Below are 19,348 nucleotides of genomic sequence, written 5' to 3'. Positions count from 1 at the left end.
TTTCCCTGCCGCCAAAGGCAACGTAAACTTTACTGATCGGAAGAAAGGAATCCCCGTAATGGCTCAGGGCTTAGACATTCAACTTTTGGAAGCGGTTCGAGCACGTCTCACCTTGTCGACGGTAGTGACGTTCGGAGCCAAGTTGGGCCTTCCAAGAGCAAATACTTGGCACAAGTTTGAAGAGAATCTTACCGAAGCCATAAAGATTAACCCAGGCGCCGCCTTGGCGTTTAACGTGGCTTTGGGAAAGCTCCTAAGGAACACGATTACCGCAGGAAACAGGGCTGTAACGCTATTCCGAGTTGCCCCCGCGAGGGCGACTGCGATCGCAACCGCGCTTGGCAAGACCACTATCCCTACGTCCCCATACTTAGCCCTCTACCCATATCCGCTTCCTCAGGCCGCTCTCAAGCCGCTGACTGACGAGCTCTTCCTGGTTGAGTTCTTGCCTACCAGCGGCATGGTTACAGCAATCTTCAACGGCCGACGTCTTATTGAAGATCGTGAAGAGCGGAGCGCACAGTCAGTGGATCCCGTCGCTCTGAGCAAGATCGGGTGGACCGACATTGACGAGTTCGTGCTGGTTAAGCGTCGTCATGTGCAGACATATGAGGTTGTCTGCATTGATACCGTAACCGGCCTCATAGAGCTGCGGGTCGAAGACCATCAAGGCGTGCGCGCTTCGGAATCCCTCCTGCAGCTGCAAGCCAGCTTGAACGCCATCCTTACTTCCGCAGGGATTACGCCCTTGAGCGGTGCCGTGAATCTTTTCCCAGCGATAAGGGAGCTCTACGATGACGTCGCTGAAGGCATTGTCGTAGAGCTGGGATTCACGACCCTCACCGGGTCTGCAAAGCATGAAAAGATGCGCGCTCACCAGAAAGATCTGCGTAACGAGCTCTTCCATGTAGGTGGCAAGACGGCGGTCAATGGCCACCTATCCCCGTTCCGGGTTGCGGTGCGATGGCAGGCCCCCAACGGTGTGCCCGAGGAACTCATGCTGCCTGGAAGCATGCGCCAGCTCGGGAAAGGCCCAAGCGCGACACTGGAACACGCGCTGCTGACGGGTACGTTTGAAGAAGCCGCCGTACGTCGATGCATTCGCAGACTTGAGAAGCACCTGTAGAAGGGCTTGCAATGAACTCGCCCGACATCAGAGGTCTATTGGAGCGATCACGGGATATTCTCCCGAACGACGTTACTGCACAGCGCGTCTTCGATTTCGTAGTTGGGAACATGGAGTCGATGGGGTCAAATCTTGATTCATTTAGGATTGGCGATGTCCTCAGCCATCTCGGACTGAAAGGGCAAGAAGAATCTCACCACGCTGCGTTTGCGCTGGACGCACTTAGCATTGGCCCAGATGCGCTGCTGGAGCGTCGATTTGAGTATTGGCCGGAAGACGATGATGCTGATCTATCCGACCCGCTTCCGGTCGAGCCTACAGATATGCGAGACGCCCTTGAGAATGAGTTTTTTCTCGACCCACGAACAGGCAGGCGCGTACCGAATTTCAAGGATCTAATTTCGGTAATTTATGTACCCAGTCATCGATCAAGGGAATTACTGGAGCGTCGTTCGTGAGTTCGCTTTCTGATCTTGAAAAGCTCTTGGGCGCAGGCTATCTGGCGGATCATCTGCGTATCCAATACCCTCGATCCTACGAGCAATTCATCAACGATCTCTATAGGGAGATCGACACTGCTACGAATTTTATGGAGACAGATGCAGCTGACTTCATGAAGCAGGAAGAAGAGTTCATTTCGCGTGCGTTGGTGCGGCAGTTAAAGCAGAAGTCTTTCTTGGCCACGACGGAGACGGACTCTGGTGGACACTGCGACATCACTGTCACCTCCGCCGATCAGCGGTATTCCTGGCTTGGAGAAGCAAAGAGGTGGAACGGTGCCTCTTACATCCACGACGGATTCCAGCAGCTTCTGAACCGATACAGCAAGGCAACGCCAGGGAACAACCATGGCGGCCTACTGATTTACGTGCAGGTTTCCAAGTGCGCGGATCGACTTGAGGCCTGGCGCCAGCACCTTACTAGCGCCGCGGACTCATATGAAGAGCTCACAATCGCTGACGACAATGACCGTCCCGGCTTTGCCTTTGCATCAAGCCAAGTTCATGACCGCTCAGGTGCGGCTGGACCCCGTTACAAGGTCAGACATATGGCGATGAGCTTGTACCGCCCTGCAAGTGACACTACGAGCTCTCCATGAACAACTGATCGTAACTGTGAACTGTTGCTGTTGTGCGGCTGCAGGTGCGCTGCCGACCTGACCGTAGGTGGCGCCCTCAGAGCTGGCTCTCAAATTCGACGCAGGCAGCACGCATTACAAGGGCCGGGTCGACGCACAAGACATCGGCTGGCGTAGCGCCATCGAGTAAGGCATGAGGTGACAGAAACCATTCCACCTCGCCCCAACCCGTCGTACGTCGCAGTCCGTCAGGCTCTCGCAGAAAAGGGCCAAGATCGCGCAGAACGCGTAGGATCTCGGTCAGGTGTTCAACTGGCTGACCATCATGGCGGAACTGCCAAGTCGGATAGCGATAGCTTGGCATGGGATCGGTGACGTACACTCCCAACAGGTGCCCTTCTCGGCGCAAATGACTTGCGTCTTTTTCGCTGCCGGACTGTGAGCGCAGCCTGGTGCTGACCTGGGCGGCGCTGGGCCATTGCGCAGCCAGAGCCTCTCGCTGAGCCACTGCATCGAGCAGTACCCGATCGCTGGGAGTTGACGTGTCTATCTCAACTATCAGGTTTGGATCGTAAGTGGGATTCTCTCGAAACCACAGACCGTCAGAGTGACGTTGGGGGTAGCCAAGCGGATTGCAGATCACTCTGGCCTTGCCTACCACGTAGTCCATCGAATCATGAATGTGACCATGGACCCATAGATCGGATCTGGAGACCAGACCATCCAGGTTCGAGGCGAAGGCTGCCGACAGTACATGGCCCTTGTACCTATCAGGGGTCGATTGCAAAGTCGGCCCCATGTGCGTGACCACTACTGTCGACCCGCTGAAAGGTTCTGCCAGGCGGTCCTGCAACCAGATCCGGTCCTCCCAATGACACTGGGCGACATCCAGAGGCTTGATCTTCCGATACCCCGCTTTGGCAAGCCTGATCTTGCGGTAGTCGTTTATCCCTATCGCAGCCGCTTGCATAGCCTCTTGGATGCTATCGGGACTGAGCAACTGGAAGTCGGTCCACAGGGTTGCTCCGAGGAACCGGACATTGCCGATCACCAGCTCCCCCTTGTCCAGGAAGTGAATGTGACCGGTGGCGGAGCACGCCTCAGCCAGCCGCCCTTTTAGCGTATCCAGCTTCTGTCCGTAGGCCTCGTGATTTCCGTGCACGTAGATCACAGGAAGATTCGGGAACGTCCGATCGGCCCAGGCGACAGCGCGATCACCCACGTCGATGTCGCCAGCAAGTACTACCACGTCTGGCCGACTTACATCGACATCAGGCTGCACTGCAGCCATGAGCTCCTTCGCTTGCTTCGGTGCCTCGCGCCACAGCTCTAGATGAAGGTCAGAGAGGATCAGGATGCGCATGGCTACAGCTCTCCGGACCGAGGTGCCGTCTGTTGGTTGCAGTCAGCACCACCAATGCGGACAAGCAAACGTCTGAGAGCGATATTCAGACCATCGTCGCTCGGCGGGTAGGGAGAGCCAAACAGCGGAATCGGCACCCAAAGATGCTCTTGCCCGGGATGCACATAGGGCTTGTGATCATCAAGCAGTAGAGCCTCACCTAGTCTAGGCGAGGCTAGAAGCAGGTCCTTCGTCTTACCTGACCAGCAGATGTAGTGCAGCCCTGCGAACCAGCTGGGTGCGCTACCTTCGCGTACCAACAGCGTCGCAATGCTGCGAAAGCGCTCTTCGGGAACAGTTGTGTACATCATCAACTGATCAAACTGTGCTTGGATGTGCTCCAGAAACTGGTAAAGCCCAGGCCTGGGAATCTGACTGATCGCATTGGAGATGAGCGTGCCCTCAAGGTCCAGTGCAAGAATGGTCGGCTTCATATGCTGCCTCTGCCGTCTGCGTACTCGCTCACCTTGCTCCCTTGGCTGATCGCTGTCCATCGCGTGAGCCTACTGGTACGCCTGAGGTGTGAGCCTACTGGTACGGTGCAGTAAGAGGCGCGGCGCACACCATCCTGCAACTGAGCCAGCACAAGGAAGCGGCTTCCACGGTAGTTCAGCTATCGCAGTCGCGTCCCGCCCGACCTCAGTACCTCAGGCCCGGGCTGGCCTGAGGTACTCCAAGAATCCAGATGCTCCTACCAAGACTGGCGTCTGGACCACTCCAAGACGATGCCCTTCATTTCCGCCTGCACTCGAAGGAGCCCATCCCTAGTCATGATGTCCCCATCTGGCGTGACGGCCCTTATCATTCGCCGTAATTCAGCTGGCTCAAACTGATAAACCAGGCACAGGATGTCGGCAAGATCCTGGTCGTTCGCCTCCGGAAGGCTGCCGACTCGCGCCAGCAAATCCACCAGTTTGACCGCCCCGCGCTTGAGGTTGGGCGCCTTGGGAGTTCGAGGGGGCATGGTCACTTGCCAGTCGTAGCACTTTTGCACGAAAGTGACCCAAACACTGATGGTCGCCCGAGCTCCCGGAACCTTCGCTAGATAGCCAAGCAGTTGCTCTTGGCTGAATGGGCCCTCCAGTTGCGCACTTTCACAGAAGGCCTCGGCAACCCCCAGGTACTGCGAAACCGTCCGGGTCTGCTTCCCAGTCAGCCACACCCTGTACTCGCGAAGGAACGGTCCCCAAGGCCTACTGTCGGCAGCGGACAGGCGAGCCTCGATGAGGGCCAGATCACGAGCTTCGTTGCGTGCGTCCTTGTCGATGGATAGGCCGTAGTGCTCGCAGACAAAGTCTGTGGCATTGAGGTTTGCCCGGAGCGCCTTGGTATCGAAGATGCGGAGAAGATCCGCAGCGATCAGTGGCTGACGAACCAGGGCATCACCGTCAATTGCCAGGAAGAATCCTACGGCCTTTCCAGCCTTCTTCGGTAAAGCGCCAGTGGGCACGCTCTTGGCCAACAGCCACTCTCCGTACTGCCGGTACAGATCGGCGACCCACGATCGCTGGAAGATTGGCAACTGCTGCTCAATTTCCCGGCGCACCCTGGACTTGATGCTGCATCCATCGCAGCGCGCAGAACCGGCCCCATTGACCGTAGCCCCACACTCCGGGCAGTCATGAGTGGCCGGCTCATCAGTGCTGCAGCGACCGCAGAGCTTGCGGCCATCGTCAGTAGTTTGCACCAACTTTCGGTAGCGTCGGCATCTGGAGCAGGTCACGTGCGTTGGCTTATTGATACAACGCGGACAGGCCTTCTGCCCCGGCTCGAGGTGGCTGGCACCGCTCAGTCGTTGGCTCGGCTCATCGCAGATGTCACAAGGTACGGCTTCGGTGAAATACGGATAGCATGACAGACAGGCAACAACGCACTCGGTAATGCTCTCTCCGTCCGGAGCTGGAACCACCAGCGTCACCTGCCTTGCTTCAGGTGCTAGGCGATTGCATCGGTTACAGCGTCGCTCGGAACGATCGCATCGCGGGCACTGAGGTGCCTTCGACTCAGACCGATGATGCACCACTGTGCCATCGCAGGCAGGACATTGCGCCCGCTTGAACTCGCGCTTGTAGCACGTTCCGCAGTACTCCTTCCCTTCGTGGATTCGCTGGGCCTTGGTGATGTGCCGGCTGCAACCATCGCAGCTACGGCGTCCTAACTTATCGGTACTCATTGCGCCTTTCCAATCATCTTGAATAACAAAGCGGCCCTCATTTCGCGCCACCCAACCTGTCTCTTCCGCTCTGCGTCGCCCACCATTCGCATCTCTTGCCGGATCACGCTGCACCCCTTGTTCCGGCGGCCCGAGGGCAGCCGGTCAACGACAGCCGCTAGCCATGGCGGCATGTCCTGACGAAAGCAGCGCTGCGTTAGGTGGTAGCGACTTGCCCTGTCCTCCAGCGCGTCCGTGTCACTGACTAATGAATCAACCAATTGCATGTCCGCGTGCCGGGCTGCCACTGGCCTGAACTCCACACGCGCCCTGGACGAGCAAGCAGGCGAACGCGCGGTCCCAAACCCGGAAAGCAAAGCATCGACACCCCAGAGTAGATCTTTGCCGCTGCAGCGAAAGTTGCACGGCAGGAACCAGTCACACGGTCCCACCAGGGCATTGAAGAGAAGAGACTGAGCGGCCGTCGCTTCCGCAGGCAGAGCCCTTGCAGTAGCGAGGTTTGCGAAGCAGTTCCAGCAGACCGATATGTCAAAGCCCTGGCGCTGCGGCTGGGCCGGAGCGCCACAGTGGGGGCATCCATCCAGCATCAGCGTCTGGTGGATTGGGCATACCGTCCAGAAGGAAAGCCGCCACTGCCTCAGGAAGCCGCCGCCCTCGGCCAAGCAGGCCGGGCAGAACGCCAGACCGGGCCGCAAACGCCTGCGGTGATACACGCCAATGCTCCCTATCCAGTGGTAGACGCCATGTACTGGTTCAGGCTGCCGACGGGTAACCTCTTCCCACTGGCTCAGGGTCAGTTCTGCGATCACCGGGGTTGGTTGCCCGGACGCCACCGCCAGATGATCAATCAGACAACATGAGGCGCTGACGTCTACATCACGGTTCCATACGGCCATCCCCGGCGAAGCGAGTTGCATCAGCGTATGAGGCGAGACCCCATTCGAGATGGCTTGCCGCGCCAGGTAGCTGGTAAGCAGCTCACCGGGAACCGGAGGTGGCCAGTTGGTATGCATTAGACATTCGCCAGAGCATCTTCCTGTGGCCGAGCTTCTTTTACCGCCTGAATCAGGTTGACGGTGATCTGCTCACTACCGTCGGTAATAGCCAGAATCGCCGCCTCCTTCAAAAGACGTACGGTCCCGCCAATGGTCTCCTCACCCAGGGCGAAAAGCGCCGTGGACAGCTCCTCAGTGGCCAGGCCGGAACGCTTGGCCAGCGGCAGCAGACACTCATATGTGTTGAGAAAATTGAGGTAAGGGATGTCCAGCTCCCACCTCGGCATAGCCACGGTCTGAAAGCGCGACTTCATCTGCGCGTCGAAGGAGAGCGCATTCACGGCAGCGGTGGTACCCGCCGCCACAATGCTGATGTTCAAGTCATTACTGAGCTTGCGCAGGCCGGCGAGGATGTCGGCTGCCCCCTTCCGTGCGAGCGTCACATCATTGAATTCATCGATGGCCAGGACCCGGACCATGCGCAGCCGCATCACGGCCAGTACCATCTGGTACTTGGTATGCGCCGGATCAGACCGGCGATGGGTCACCGCACACCGCGTCAGAATCTCTGACCAGACTTGCGACAGGTCTGCCGGCACGGGCATGGCCATGCGAACAACTGGCGAGCAGAGCGTTCCGTTCTCCTTCTCCACCGACTTGTGCCTGAGCTGAAACTGTCGGAGCAGCGCGGTCTTGCCGTTGTCCGCTCGTGCCACGATCACACGGCAAGGTGGGCGCTGGGTGGTCGGGTACATGACCAGCTGATCCAAGGAGTCCAAGATGGACTTGGCCTTCTCATAGCCGATCCATCGGTCTGCCCTACAGATTTCAATGCGCTTCTCGATGCTGCTATCCATGTGGACAGCGATGCTGTCCATCAGATGCGGAAATGCGTTCATTAGTTGATCTCTCCTACCTCGAGTACTTCAAGAACCTGGGAGAAGATGCTTCGATCCTTCGCTGCCGCCACAGGGATCTTCGACGCCGGTGGCGCCGTAGGAGCTTGGGTGGTCGTAGGCACGCTGCTGTTCGGCTTGGGGCGCTTGGCGTGCTGCCGCCGGGCCGCCTTTGTCTTGGACACCGACTCATCCACCAACTGCCGATTCCTGCGGATGCTGTCGAAGATGCGATCTTCGTCCACTGCCGCCTTGCCTTCGGCACGAATGGCACGCTGCGCTTCACGCAGTTCGCCAACAGAAACCGCTGGATGGCCCAGGTTGCGGTATGGGATAGCGATGTAGTCACCCACCGCCGGATCCAGGAAGTAGATCACGCTGACGTTGCGAGGGTCTCTTGCGAAGGTGAACTTCTGGTGGCGCTTGGGAAATTCCGGATCCGTGGCGCCGATGTACGGGTCCAGGACAGGGTCGTAGTAGTAGACGTAGTCAACGCGAACGCCGTAGCGCTGGACGGTGCTGCTGAAGTAAGGCAGAAAATCCAAGCGAATGCGATCCGGATTGGACGGAAGCATCCGGCCAATGCCAGGCTTATCACCACCGAGGATGCCTTGCTGCCAAATGCGCATGGGCGAAGAGCCCTGCAGCTGACTGTGGGTACGCTGGTGGTAGTTGTTGACGATGAACTCGACAAGGTACCGCTCCACGTCCCTCAGAGTCAGGGCTGCTTCCTTCTCAGAGTCGTAGGTATCCTTCTCCTGAACATTGGAGAAGGTAGTGCCCGGTACCTTCTTCATCTCCGTGGCCACCGTGCCCATGTAACGCTCGATGTGCCCACCGTAGTTGGGCTTCTTCACTGGTCGCCACTGCATGTCGATGTGGTTTGCCTGGCAGCCGCGGTCAACTGCTTTGCACTTGAACTCGCGTGCATTGTCCGCGTGCAGCGTGCCGATCTGACCCCAAACCGGCCAGTCTCCCTCAACGCCAAGCTCTCGCAGATACTCACTCTTGGTGTTGATCGCATGCGATACACACATGGCCACCGAGGTGGCCGAGGGCGCATCCAAGGTCACATAGAGTCCGACAACCGACCTGCTGAAGACGTCGATGGCCAGCGTGAGGAAGGGTCGACCGAGAGGCTTGCGGTACACCTCATCGACGACGATCACATCAAGCGGAGTATGGTCGATCTGGACGACCGCCATCGGGAAGTCGGCGCCCGGGAAGGAGCCCCGAATCGGCTCATACTTGTTGCGGGCCTTGTCCTTCTGGCCGCGGGAGCGCAGCGCTGTCGCAGGCCTTACCTCCGCTAGCCTCTTGCGAATGGTGTTCTCGTGCGGCGCGTTGATGCTGGCGACCCGGCAACGCTGGAGCACCTCGGCAACTACCTCCCCGGGGGAGCGACGCTGCTTGGTCAGGTAGAAATCCTCAATGACCGAAGCGATGACCAACTCTTGGTCCGCATGAAGATAGCGATCGCCTTTGTTTCGACCAGGCTTCCGGGGCACCAGCGCTGCGACATGCTGGTGATCCAAGTACAAGGACAGCCACTTATAGAGCGTCGCTGTGTTCACACCCGCGGCCAAAGCTGCCCGGCTGACATCGTCCTTGCTGCGGTAGGGCATCTCGATCAGAGGTTTGATGGCCTCGAACCGACGTTGAGCCACCGCCCAAACCTCGTCTGAGTAGTGGTGCACGGAGTAGTTTGGCGTGCCATCGTCCGCTGCTGCCTCGATCACCCGCGACATCGTCTCGATTCGCAGCCGTGTGGGCGCCTGTGTCTCAACGTCCTCGGCCAGGACGCTGTAGAGGTCAAGTGATCGAGTGATGCGATAGCGGCGCTGGCCAACCATCACCTCAGCTCCGGGCGCGATGCTCAAGAAGTTGGATTCAGACATGGGTTATTCCCTCAGCTGCATCGGCATGCGCATGCTGAGCGGCTTGTTCAGATCAATGTCGAAGTCACCCCGGGCGACCATTTGCCACAGCGCAGGGATGGCCAGTGCCCGCTCCTCCTCCGGCCAGTAGGCGGCGGCGAGCAAGGCTTCGGGTGTAGTAGGACCAAGCGCGCTTGCGGTGTAGCGCAGCTGGGCCTGCCTGACGTACAGCGTGTCCATGGCCCGATAGCGGCGAAGGAACTTGGCATTCTGGAGGTAGGGCGTGCGGATATGACGCTCCGTCACGATCTTGAACTGCCAGTCCCTCCTGCGGCAGTAGGCGACAGCGGCCTTGAAACGAGGCCGTAGTTCCTGCCAATCCTCCTTGAGGACCTCATGGGGTTTGACCTCATAGACAACGGTCGGGATCTCGTCCCGATCGAACTCTGCCAGCACGTCAGGGGTGTACCGGCGCACTCGGCCGCCATGAACGTGGGTCAGGGTGAACGGCTGCTCTTGAACCCGCAGGACCTGCGGGTTGGCGTCAAGGACGATAAGGAGATCGCGCTCGAGCGACGACTCAAAGCCGGCTACCCCGCCAGCTTCCAAATTGACCTTCCCGGTCAGGGCCCGTCGGCTATTTTTCAACTTCCGGACAGGGGCGCTGGAAACGAGTCTTTTCATTAGCTGTTGTGTGCAATCCAGTCGTGTTAATTAGTGTTTTCGTTCGCATCCTTTAATGTTGAGCCTAGACTAGATATGCTTTGGTGAAGGGCTCTAACCGGGCCTTTTTGCAGGGGGGATTCTCGCTAATTGGTGGGAATGACAGCGGCAATCCGCCCTGCCCCGGCGAGATCTCCCTGGCCCATCACGGCGTGCTCTTTCTGGACGAACTGCCCGAGTGGAACCGCAGCGCGCTGGAAACCCTGCGCGAGCCCTTGGAATCAGGCCATATCCGCATCGCGCGTGCGGCGCGCAGCGTGCAGTACCCCGCGCGATTCCAGTTGGTAGCCGCGATGAACCCCTGCCCGTGCGGTTGGGCCGGCGACCGCAGCAATCGCTGCCTGTGCAGCGATGAACGCATCACCCGCTACCGCGCGCGGGTGTCGGGCCCGCTGCTGGATCGCATCGACCTGCATATCAGCGTGTCACGGCTGGATGCGGTGGAACTGCGCGAGAGCACGCCACTGGGCGAACCCAGCGCGACGGTACGCGCACGGGTGGAATCAGCACACGCCAAGCAGCGGGAGCGCGGCGGGCTGAATGCCCATCTGCCGCCCGCCACGCTGCGCACCTGCACGCGGTTGAGCGAGGCCGACCAGGATCTGCTGGAACAAGCCATCGAACGGCTGCAGCTATCAGCGCGGGCGATGCACCGCATTCTGCGTGTCGCGCGCACCATTGCCGATCTGGCCGGCAGCGACATCATCCGGACCGCGCATCTGGCCGAGGCCATCGGTTACCGGCAACTGGATCGGGGAAACGCGAGGGCGTAGACCGTATACGCCCAAATCGCTCACGTCCCTCGGCACCTACGCGAGTATTTCCATCAAATCTTTGTCCTCATGCGGCTGTTCCCACGTGGACAAGAAACAAATGCTGACACCGCTTCGCATGGCGACCCGTTGGAACTGCGCCAGTTTCTCTTTCGTGACCGGGTATTGGATGGGATCAAAATGCAGCAGCGCCCACGGCCTGACGAATGAGAACCCAACGGTGAGTTCCGAGACGATCTTTTTGAGCTTGGAGCGGATGGGGGCGAAGTCGCGGACTGGACCACGCCGGTTGCCAAGGGCGTGGCACTGGCGGCGAATGGTGATCTCCGCACCAACGGCGCGCGCAATGAAGTGATCCTGGTAGACGCGCACGTAGATCAGCCGACGCTGGAACAATTTCATTCGCTATCTGCTTCCCATGCTGAGGCTGGCAGCGTGCGCAGCCTCCCATCCCGTATTTGAATCAACCCGCCACACCAAGCGCGCCACCACCCGCACCGCGCCGCACCGCCACCACGTACCGGCAGAACTTGCCCAGGAAAATGCCGGCAAACCCACCCGAGGTCAGTAGATACGCCGCAGTGAACCCGGCATGGCCCGCCAGCGCGGGCGACACCGCGAACGCCACTTCAAACCCGTACTTCACCAGGAAAGTGACCAGCAGCAGCGGCAGCAGGCTGTAGTCCGGGCTGCGGCGCAGCTTGCCGGTGGCCGGGTTCAGCGCCAGCGTCGCACGGCGCAGCAGCAGCCAGCCAAGGGCCGCGCCGGCGGCGATGCCGACCAGCCATTCACCCCAGGCCTGCAGCGAGCCACCGTAGCGATGGCTGATGGACCATGCGCCCCAGACAAGGAACAAGGCCGGCACGATCGCCAGCCGCACCAGCGAGCTTTCACCCGGCTTCATGGCGGCGATGCCGCGGTACACCAGGAAGGCCAGCAGCGCCCAGACCCAGAGCGGGGTGTGCGAGAGAATCTGCATGATCATTGCGGGGAATTCCTTGTCGGCAGGGTGAGGGCGTGCTGCGGTTATCTGACGCCTCGATTATGGTCCTGCACGAAACCGCCACAAGTGACAGGTGTCAGCCGCTTACCCTGACCGGGCGTTGCGCCGGTACTGCTGCACCCAGTCCAGCGACGGCGCGATGCCGCCGAAGGGAAACAGGTGCGGGCTGACCGGACCAGGGTCGTCGCCCATTCCGGCCAGCAGCTTGTCCACGAACCGGTCCGGCCCTGCCGAACCCAGCAGGCGGCCCAGGGAAATACCGTAGCGGGCCAGCATGGCCGTGCTCGCGCCGACCCCGCACATGGCCGCATAGCGCACCAGCCGGGTCACGCTGGCCGGCCCGGGAATGCCGACCAGCACGGGGTGCGCAATGCCGCGTGCGCGCAGTGCATTCAACCAGGCCAGCACTATTTCGGCATCGAAGGCGAACTGGGTGATGATCCACGGCGCCATGCCGCGCGCTTCAATGCGCTGGCACTTGTGCTCCAGCACCTGCCAGCGCTGCGCGGCGGTCATGACCGGGTGGGTTTCCGGGTGCCCGCCCACGGCCACCACTTTGATGCCGGCGCGTTCCAGTAGACCGGTCTCGATGATCGCCGTGCTGTCGGCGAACGGACCGACGGGCTCCGCCAGATCGCCGGCAATCACCAGGCAGCGCTCCACGCCGGCCTCGCCCACTGCCCGCTGGATGAAGTGTTCCAGCGCGGCCTGGCTGCCGATGCGCCGTGCCGACAGGTGCGGCATCGGCTGGAAGCCCAGCTCGCGGATGGCCCGTGCCGCGGCCAGCCGCGCCGCGTCGTCTTCGCTGGCCAGATAGGGAATGGAGATGGTGGTGCCCGGCGCGATACGTGCGGCCTCGGCGCGCAGGGCCTGCACGGCCTTCGCGCTCACTTCCCACGAACACGCATCCAGGAAGGCGCGCGCCCTCGCCCCGCTTTCCATGGACATCAGCCAGCCCCGTGCGCGCGCGCGACCGCCGAACTGCCGCGTGCCAGGTCCACGAAGGCCCGCAGATAATCGATGGCGGTATCCGATTCGCGCGCGCCCAGGTAGATCTGCTTGGGAATGCCCTTCGCACCCAGCCGCACCGGCACCACGTCCATGCGTGCGGCGTACTCTTCCACCAGCCAGCGCGGCATGGCCGCCACGCCGCGGCCGCTGGCCACCATCTGCATCATGATGTCGGTGGTTTCAATCGCCTTGTGGCGGCGCGGGGTCACCCCGGCCGGCAGCAGGAACTGGTTGTAGATATCCAGCCGCTCGAACGGCACCGGGTAGCTGATCAGCACTTCCTGGGTCAGCTGGCGCGGCTTTACATGGTCCACCTTGGCCAGCGGATGGTTGCTGGCCACCACCAGCACCTGCTCGTAATCGAACACGGGAACGAAGGTCAGGCCCGGCTTCAGCAGCGGGTCGGGGGTGACCAGCAGATCAATCTCGTAGCCGAACAGCGCCCCGATGCCGCCGAACTGGAACTTCTGCTTTACGTCCACGTCCACATCGGGCCAGGCGGCCAGGTAGGGCGACACGATCTTCAGCAACCACTGGTAGCAGGGGTGGCATTCCATGCCGATGCGCAGTGAGCCGCGCTCGCCCTGGGCGAACTGGCCCAGCCGCTCTTCGGCCAGGTCCAGCTGGGGCAGCACGCGGTTGGCCACGGCCAGCAGGTACTGGCCGGCCTGGGTCAGGCGCAGGTTGCGGCCTTCGCGCAGCCAGACATCGGTGCCCAGCTGCTGTTCCAGCTTCTTCATGCTGTGGCTCAGCGCCGACTGGGTCAGGTTCAGCACGCCGGCGGCGGCGGTGAGCGAGCCCTGCAGTTCAACCTGCTGGACGATGCTGAGGTGGATGCGTTCCAGCATGTCTATGAGCCCCGCTCATGGATGTGTGAAGTAAAACCATTTTACGTCATGGAACGCCCTGACTAGCATCGGGTCATGCTTTCTCCCCACCGCCCCCTCCGAATCGTCGCCGTGTCCGGCGGCCTGCAGCGCCCCTCGCGGGCGGCCACCCTGTGCGAACACCTGCTGGACCTGCTGGGCGACCACCTGCCCAGCCAGCCCCAGCTGATCGAGCTGGGCGAACTGGCCCCGCAACTGGCTGGGGCGCTGTGGCGTTCGCAGTTGCCCGACAGCGCCGAACAGGCGCTGGCTGCGGTTGAACAGGCCGACGTGCTGGTGGTGGCCACGCCGGTCTACCGCGGCTCGTACACCGGTCTGTTCAAGCACTTCTTCGATTTCATCCAGCAGGACGCGCTGGTCGATACCCCCATCCTGCTGGCCGCCACCGGCGGCAGCGAGCGCCACGCGCTGATGATCGACCACCAGTTGCGGCCGCTTTTCAGCTTCTTCCAGGCCCGCACCCTGCCGCTGGGGGTGTACGCCACCGACAAGGACTTCGCCGACGGCCGCGTATACGACCCGGCCCTGCTGCAGCGCGCCGAACTGGCCGTGCAGCGTGCCCTGCCGCTGCTGGCGCTGTCCCACCGCCCCGCGCCGCAGCCCGCCGCCACCCTTGAAGCCCTCTGAACCGGAATGCCGCCCATGAGCACAGACACCTTTACCTTCAGCATCACGCGCATCCCGTTCAACGAGGATTACCAGCCGGCCGACGGCACCCGCATCACCACCAACTTCGCCAACCTGGCACGCGGCGCGGCGCGGCAGCAGAACCTGCGCAACACGCTGGCCATGATCAACAACCGCTGCAACGACCTGGCGCACTGGGACAACCCCAACGCCGATCGCTACGTGGTGGAGCTGGACATCATTTCGGTGGAAATGCACATCGACGGCCGCGATGGCAGCGACCCGTTCCCGCTGATCGAAGTGCTGCGCCCCACCCTGGTGGATACGCACACCGGTGTGCGCACCGAAGGCATCGTCGGCAACAATTTCTCCTCGTACGTGCGTGACTACGATTTCAGCGTGGTGCTGCCGGCCAGCAACGAAGGCAAGGACCGCTTTGCCATTCCCGAAGACTTCGGCGATCTGCACGGCAAGCTGTTCAAGCACTTCCTGCAGTCCGACGCCTACCGCGCGCAGTTCAGCAAGGCGCCGGTGATCTGCATCAGCGTGTCCAGCAGCAAGACCTACCACCGCACCGAGAACCACCACCCCATCCTGGGCGTGGAATACCGCCAGGGTGAGTTCTCGCCCACCGACCAGTACTTCGACAAGATGGGCCTGCAGGTGCGCTATTTCATGCCGCCGGGCAGCGTTGCGCCGCTGGCGTTCTATTTCCAGGGCGACCTGCTGGGCGATTACTCGAACCTCGAACTGATCGGCACCATCAGCGTGATGGAGGCCTTTCAGAAGATCTACCGCCCGGAGATCTACAACGCCAATTCGGTGGCCGGCAAGGTCTACCAGCCCAGCCTGAAGCACCAGGACTATTCGTCCACCCGCATCGTCTACGACCGCGAAGAGCGCAGCCAACTGGCGGTGAAGCAGGGCCGCTTCACCGAAGAACACTTCATCAAGCCCTACCGCAGCGTGCTTGAGCAGTGGGCTGCACGCTGATCGCAGCTGAATCGACTCCCCTCCCCAGGACACAAGACCCCGATACCGATGAAGAAACTACTGCCGACCTCCACCGCCGGAAGCCTGCCCAAGCCGTCGTGGCTTGCCGAGCCTGAAAAGCTCTGGTCGCCCTGGAAACTGCAGGATGACGCGCTGACCGAGGGCAAGCAGGACGCGCTGCGCCTGTCCCTGCAGGAACAGCAGCACGCCGGCATCGATATCGTGAGCGACGGCGAGCAGACCCGGCAGCACTTCGTCACCACCTTCATCGAACACCTGGAAGGCGTGGATTTCGACAAGCGCGAAACCGTGCGCATCCGCAACCGCTACGACGCCAGCGTTCCCACCGTGGTGGGCGCGGTCAGCCGGCCGAAGGCTGTGTTCGTGGAAGATGCGAAGTTCCTGCGCCGGCAGACCGCACAGCCGATCAAGTGGGCCCTGCCCGGCCCGATGACCATGATCGACACGCTGTACGACGCGCACTACAAGAGCCGCGAGAAGCTGGCCTGGGAATTCGCGAAGATCCTCAACGAGGAAGCGAAGGAACTGGAAGCGGCCGGCGTGGACATCATCCAGTTCGACGAACCGGCCTTCAACGTGTTCTTCGATGAAGTGAACGACTGGGGCGTTGCGACCCTAGAGCGTGCCATCGAGGAGCTGAAGTGCCAGACCGCCGTGCACATCTGCTACGGCTACGGCATCAAGGCCAATACCGATTGGAAGCAGACGCTGGGTTCGGAATGGCGGCAGTACGAAGAATCCTTCCCCAAGCTGCAGAAATCCAGCATCGATCTGATCTCGCTGGAATGCCACAACTCGCATGTGCCGATCGACCTGATTGAACTGGTGCGCGGCAAGAAGGTGATGGTGGGCGCGATCGATGTGGCGTCCAGCACGGTGGAAACGCCGGAAGAAGTGGCCAACACCCTGCGCAAGGCGCTGCAGTTCGTGGATGCCGACAAGCTGTACCCCTGCACCAACTGCGGCATGGCGCCACTGCCGCGTGAGGTGGCGCGCGGCAAGCTGCGGGCGCTGAGTGCCGGCGCGCAGATCGTGCGTGAGGAGCTTGCGGGTATTCGTTGAAGGCAAATCCAGCGGGTGCGACCGCGTGTCGCACCCCGTTACCGGCCGCCGGTCCAGCGTCCAGCCTTGGCCTACAATGCCGGCGTGCGCGCCGTTCCCTTCCACCGCAGCCTGACTCTGATGGCGGCCATCGCCATGCTGCTCATCGTGGCTGCGCCACTGCTGAGCCGGTGGATCGCCCACAGTCCAGAAGCACCGCGCGTGCACGCTCTGCACGCGGCTGAACAGGTCGGCCCGGCGCCACATGAACACCCCAGCGGCGCGCACCACCACGGCAGCGAAAGCGCTGTGGCCATGACCGCGCATGCCGGCCCTACGGCAAGCAAGAGCGCCCCCCACGCCAACCATGACATGGGCGTGGACTGCGACTACTGCCTGATTGCCGCGCGCATGGTCAGCCTGCTGGTCGCGATGCTGATCGCGCTGATCGGCTGGCGACCGCCGCAGTTCGCACGCACCTGGGTGCTGCAGTGGGGCGCCAGCGTCGCCGCCGGTCATCTGGGCGCCCGCGGGCCACCGCAGCGGGCCTGATCATCCGCGCCTGACGCGCGGCATACCTGCCAATGCTCTCAACGCCTGCGCCTGGCTGCGCGGGCGTAGCGGCGTTTCCTGATTTCTGCACTACCGGTCTGCTGGCCGGTGGTGCCGCGTGCTGTGACCATGACCCAGAACCCTACCCGCACTCCCCTGTCGCTCAGCCTGGCCATTGCGCTGGGCTGCCTGTGCCTGTTGCCATCCGCCGCTTCCGCGCAGGACGGTACCGCACTCACCCTGGGCACCGTCCAGGCCACGGCCACCGACGCCTGGGACCGCAGCGCCCGCGCCATTTTCAGCTCGGTCGACGTCATCGGCGGCGACGTGCTGCAGTCGCAGCGCGTTGAACACAGCTGGGAGCTGCTGATGAACGCCCCCGGCGTGCAGGTGACCCAATTCAAGATGGGTACCGATGCGGGGCGTTTTTCATTCCGCGGCTTCAACGGCGAAGGCCGCATCAATGCGGTGAAGCTGCTGATCGACGGCATTCCCAGCAACGACAACGCCGGGGGCATGCCCTACCTGGATGCGGTCTGGCCGCTGGATATCACTGCCATGGAGATCGTGCGCGGCACCAACGACGCGCGCTACGGCCTGAACGCCATCGCCGGCGACGTCAACGTGGTCACCCGCCAGGGCGGCAACGACGGCCAACTGAGCATGACCGCAGGCAGCTTCGGTACGCAGGACCTGCAGCTGGCGAAAGGCTTCGAGCACGGGCCGTGGTCGCAGAACTACTTCATCGGCTGGCGCCAGTCCGCGGGCGAGCGCGACCATGCCGATGCCACCCAGCGCAGCTTCGCCGGCAAGTGGTTCTACACCGACCCCGACGGCGCCTGGCGCGGCGGCCTGACCATGCGCTACTACAAGAACGCGGCCTTGGAAGCGGGCTACCTGAGCTACCCGCAACTGCAGGCCGATCCAAGGCAATCCCCCGACTACGCCAGGGATGACCGCAGCGAACGCCAGACGCGGCAGACTGCACTGCACGTGGACGGGCGTATCGGCAGCGACTGGCACGGGACCGCCAAGGCCTACCAGAATGACTACCGCAACCAGCGCTGGGTCACCTTCACCGAAGGCGGTGCGCAGCAGGAACGCTTCAACGATGAACGCCAGCGCGGGCTGATGTTCAATGCCAGCTGGCGGCCGGATACCGCATTGGCCGAACTGGTGGTCGATGCCGGTGTGGACGGCCAGTGGCAGGACAACATCGCCCAGCGCTTCCGCACCGTGCAGCGCCAGCGCCAGGCCACCCTGCGTAACTGGGATTTCAACCTGGAGACGCGCGGTGCCTACGTACAGGCGGTGATCCGGCCGATCGACCGGCTGAAACTGGTACCGGCCTACCGCGTGGATCGCATCTACGGTGACTTCAGCGATGTGTCCTCGGGCACCACGGCACCGGTCTACCACTACGGGCTGATCAAGCAGCCAAAGTTCAGTGCCTCCTACTCCATCACCGACGCCGTGGTGGCCTATGCCAACTGGGGGCGTAATTTCCAGATCGGCAGTGGCAATGGTGCCTACCGCACGCAGGCGCAGAATCTTGCGCCGTCGATCAACGAGGGCTGGGAAGCCGGGCTGAAATGGTCCCCGGCGGCGGGCCTGCAGACGCGCATTGCCGTCTGGGAGCAGACCGCGTCGGATGAAGTGGCCACGATCCTGGGCGTGAACGGTACGGTCGGCAGCAACGAGGTGGGCAACGTGGGCAAGACCCGGCGCCATGGCTGGGACCTGCAGGCCACCTGGCAACCCGATGCACGCTGGCGCGCATGGGCATCGTATTCGCGGCAGAAGGCCACGATCGAGGTTCCCGATCCGAGCGCACCGGCCACGCGGGGTCGGCAGATCGAGAACGTGCCGAACTGGCTGGCCAGCGCAGGTGTGGAATTCAGCCCCGTGCCGGACTGGACCTTCAGTGCCTGGGGCAATGGCCAGGGCGACTACTACGTGGAACGCACCAACACCCTGGGCCGCTACGGCGGCTATGCCCTGCTCAATGTGAGTGCCGCCTACCGGATGAACCCGCGCAACCGGCTGATGCTGCAGTTGAAAAACGCGGCCGATCGCGCCTATCTGTACGCCTGGTATGACAGCGGATCGTCGGGCTATTCGCCCGGCGATGGCCGCGCGCTCTACCTGACCTGGACCCGGGAGCTCTGAG

General features: G+C 61.9%; 18 protein-coding genes and 1 pseudogene. 9 read left to right on the top strand and 10 right to left on the bottom strand.

Going from position 1 to position 19,348, the window contains the following annotated elements:
• Positions 1–58 precede the first annotated feature (58 nt).
• The 3 genes from RTY46_RS04500 to RTY46_RS04490 are packed head-to-tail and all read left to right on the top strand — an operon-like array spanning position 59 to position 2,225.
• Positions 59–1,126, top strand: coding sequence for a hypothetical protein (locus tag RTY46_RS04500; protein WP_312706866.1), 1,068 nt, complete (start codon positions 59–61; stop codon positions 1,124–1,126).
• A gap of 11 nt (positions 1,127–1,137) precedes the next feature.
• Positions 1,138–1,584 carry a hypothetical protein gene (locus RTY46_RS04495; RefSeq protein ID WP_312706865.1) on the top strand — a complete coding sequence of 149 codons (447 nt, stop codon included), beginning with the start codon at positions 1,138–1,140 and terminating at the stop codon, positions 1,582–1,584.
• Positions 1,581–2,225 carry a hypothetical protein gene (locus RTY46_RS04490; protein ID WP_312706864.1) on the top strand — a complete coding sequence of 215 codons (645 nt, stop codon included), beginning with the start codon at positions 1,581–1,583 and terminating at the stop codon, positions 2,223–2,225. Before RTY46_RS04495 ends, RTY46_RS04490 begins: the two co-directional genes overlap by 4 nt.
• A gap of 76 nt (positions 2,226–2,301) precedes the next feature.
• Here the strand turns inward: RTY46_RS04490 and RTY46_RS04485 are convergent, their stop codons facing one another.
• The 6 genes from RTY46_RS04485 to RTY46_RS04460 form a co-directional block, all read right to left on the bottom strand.
• A complete protein-coding gene (locus RTY46_RS04485) occupies positions 2,302–3,567 on the bottom strand; it encodes a metallophosphoesterase (RefSeq protein WP_312706863.1) in 1,266 nt (421 codons plus the stop codon).
• Positions 3,568–3,569: 2 nt separating this feature from the next.
• Positions 3,570–4,040, bottom strand: a complete 471-nt coding sequence (locus RTY46_RS04480) for an NIF family HAD-type phosphatase (protein ID WP_312706862.1) — start codon at positions 4,038–4,040, stop codon at positions 3,570–3,572.
• A gap of 257 nt (positions 4,041–4,297) precedes the next feature.
• Positions 4,298–5,152: a hypothetical protein gene (locus RTY46_RS04475; protein WP_312706861.1), complete on the bottom strand. Its 855-nt coding sequence runs from the start codon at positions 5,150–5,152 to the stop codon at positions 4,298–4,300.
• Between the two features lie 1,639 nt (positions 5,153–6,791).
• Entirely contained in the window at positions 6,792–7,673 is an 882-nt protein-coding gene (locus RTY46_RS04470) for a TniB family NTP-binding protein (protein ID WP_312706860.1), read from the bottom strand.
• Positions 7,673–9,568, bottom strand: a complete 1,896-nt coding sequence (locus RTY46_RS04465) for a Mu transposase C-terminal domain-containing protein (protein WP_312706859.1) — start codon at positions 9,566–9,568, stop codon at positions 7,673–7,675. The genes RTY46_RS04470 and RTY46_RS04465 overlap by 1 nt, the downstream gene beginning before the upstream one ends.
• A gap of 3 nt (positions 9,569–9,571) precedes the next feature.
• Complete coding sequence (locus tag RTY46_RS04460; protein ID WP_312706858.1) at positions 9,572–10,231, bottom strand: TnsA endonuclease N-terminal domain-containing protein; 660 nt, start codon at positions 10,229–10,231, stop codon at positions 9,572–9,574.
• A gap of 122 nt (positions 10,232–10,353) precedes the next feature.
• Between RTY46_RS04460 and RTY46_RS04455 the strand changes: the two are divergent.
• A pseudogene (locus RTY46_RS04455) lies at positions 10,354–11,043 on the top strand (ATP-binding protein); the annotation flags it as partial.
• A gap of 36 nt (positions 11,044–11,079) precedes the next feature.
• Here the strand turns inward: RTY46_RS04455 and RTY46_RS04450 are convergent.
• The 4 genes from RTY46_RS04450 to RTY46_RS04435 form a co-directional block, all read right to left on the bottom strand.
• Positions 11,080–11,445, bottom strand: coding sequence for a hypothetical protein (locus tag RTY46_RS04450; RefSeq protein WP_312706856.1), 366 nt, complete (start codon positions 11,443–11,445; stop codon positions 11,080–11,082).
• Between the two features lie 61 nt (positions 11,446–11,506).
• Positions 11,507–12,028: a DUF6622 family protein gene (locus RTY46_RS04445; RefSeq protein WP_164276222.1), complete on the bottom strand. Its 522-nt coding sequence runs from the start codon at positions 12,026–12,028 to the stop codon at positions 11,507–11,509.
• A 102-nt stretch (positions 12,029–12,130) separates the two neighbouring features.
• The gene (locus RTY46_RS04440; RefSeq protein WP_312706854.1) at positions 12,131–12,994 is read right to left on the bottom strand and encodes a methylenetetrahydrofolate reductase; all 864 of its coding nucleotides are present in this window, start codon (positions 12,992–12,994) and stop codon (positions 12,131–12,133) included.
• Entirely contained in the window at positions 12,994–13,905 is a 912-nt protein-coding gene (locus RTY46_RS04435; RefSeq protein ID WP_312706852.1) for a LysR family transcriptional regulator, read from the bottom strand. Before RTY46_RS04435 ends, RTY46_RS04440 begins: the two co-directional genes overlap by 1 nt.
• Positions 13,906–13,980: 75 nt before the next feature.
• Here RTY46_RS04435 and msuE point away from each other — a divergent pair, with 75 nt between their 5' ends.
• The 5 genes from msuE to RTY46_RS04410 all read left to right on the top strand — a co-directional run bounded on the left by msuE (position 13,981) and on the right by RTY46_RS04410 (position 19,347).
• Positions 13,981–14,571, top strand: coding sequence for an FMN reductase (msuE, locus tag RTY46_RS04430; RefSeq protein ID WP_312706850.1), 591 nt, complete (start codon positions 13,981–13,983; stop codon positions 14,569–14,571).
• Between the two features lie 15 nt (positions 14,572–14,586).
• Positions 14,587–15,564, top strand: coding sequence for a DUF1852 domain-containing protein (locus RTY46_RS04425; protein ID WP_312706849.1), 978 nt, complete (start codon positions 14,587–14,589; stop codon positions 15,562–15,564).
• A gap of 48 nt (positions 15,565–15,612) precedes the next feature.
• A complete protein-coding gene (locus RTY46_RS04420) occupies positions 15,613–16,647 on the top strand; it encodes a methionine synthase (RefSeq protein ID WP_312706848.1) in 1,035 nt (344 codons plus the stop codon).
• A 66-nt stretch (positions 16,648–16,713) separates the two neighbouring features.
• Positions 16,714–17,178: a DUF2946 family protein gene (locus tag RTY46_RS04415; protein ID WP_312706847.1), complete on the top strand. Its 465-nt coding sequence runs from the start codon at positions 16,714–16,716 to the stop codon at positions 17,176–17,178.
• 129 nt (positions 17,179–17,307) lie between these two features.
• On the top strand, positions 17,308–19,347 hold the full coding sequence (locus RTY46_RS04410; protein ID WP_312706846.1) for a TonB-dependent receptor: 2,040 nt from the start codon (positions 17,308–17,310) through the stop codon (positions 19,345–19,347).
• The last annotated feature ends 1 nt before the right edge of the window (position 19,348 follow it).

Origin of the sequence: Stenotrophomonas sp. (genome assembly GCF_032056425.1) — a bacterium.
In the GTDB taxonomy this organism is placed as follows: Bacteria; Pseudomonadota; Gammaproteobacteria; order Xanthomonadales; family Xanthomonadaceae; genus Stenotrophomonas.
This window is presented reverse-complemented; position numbering and strand designations above follow the sequence as displayed.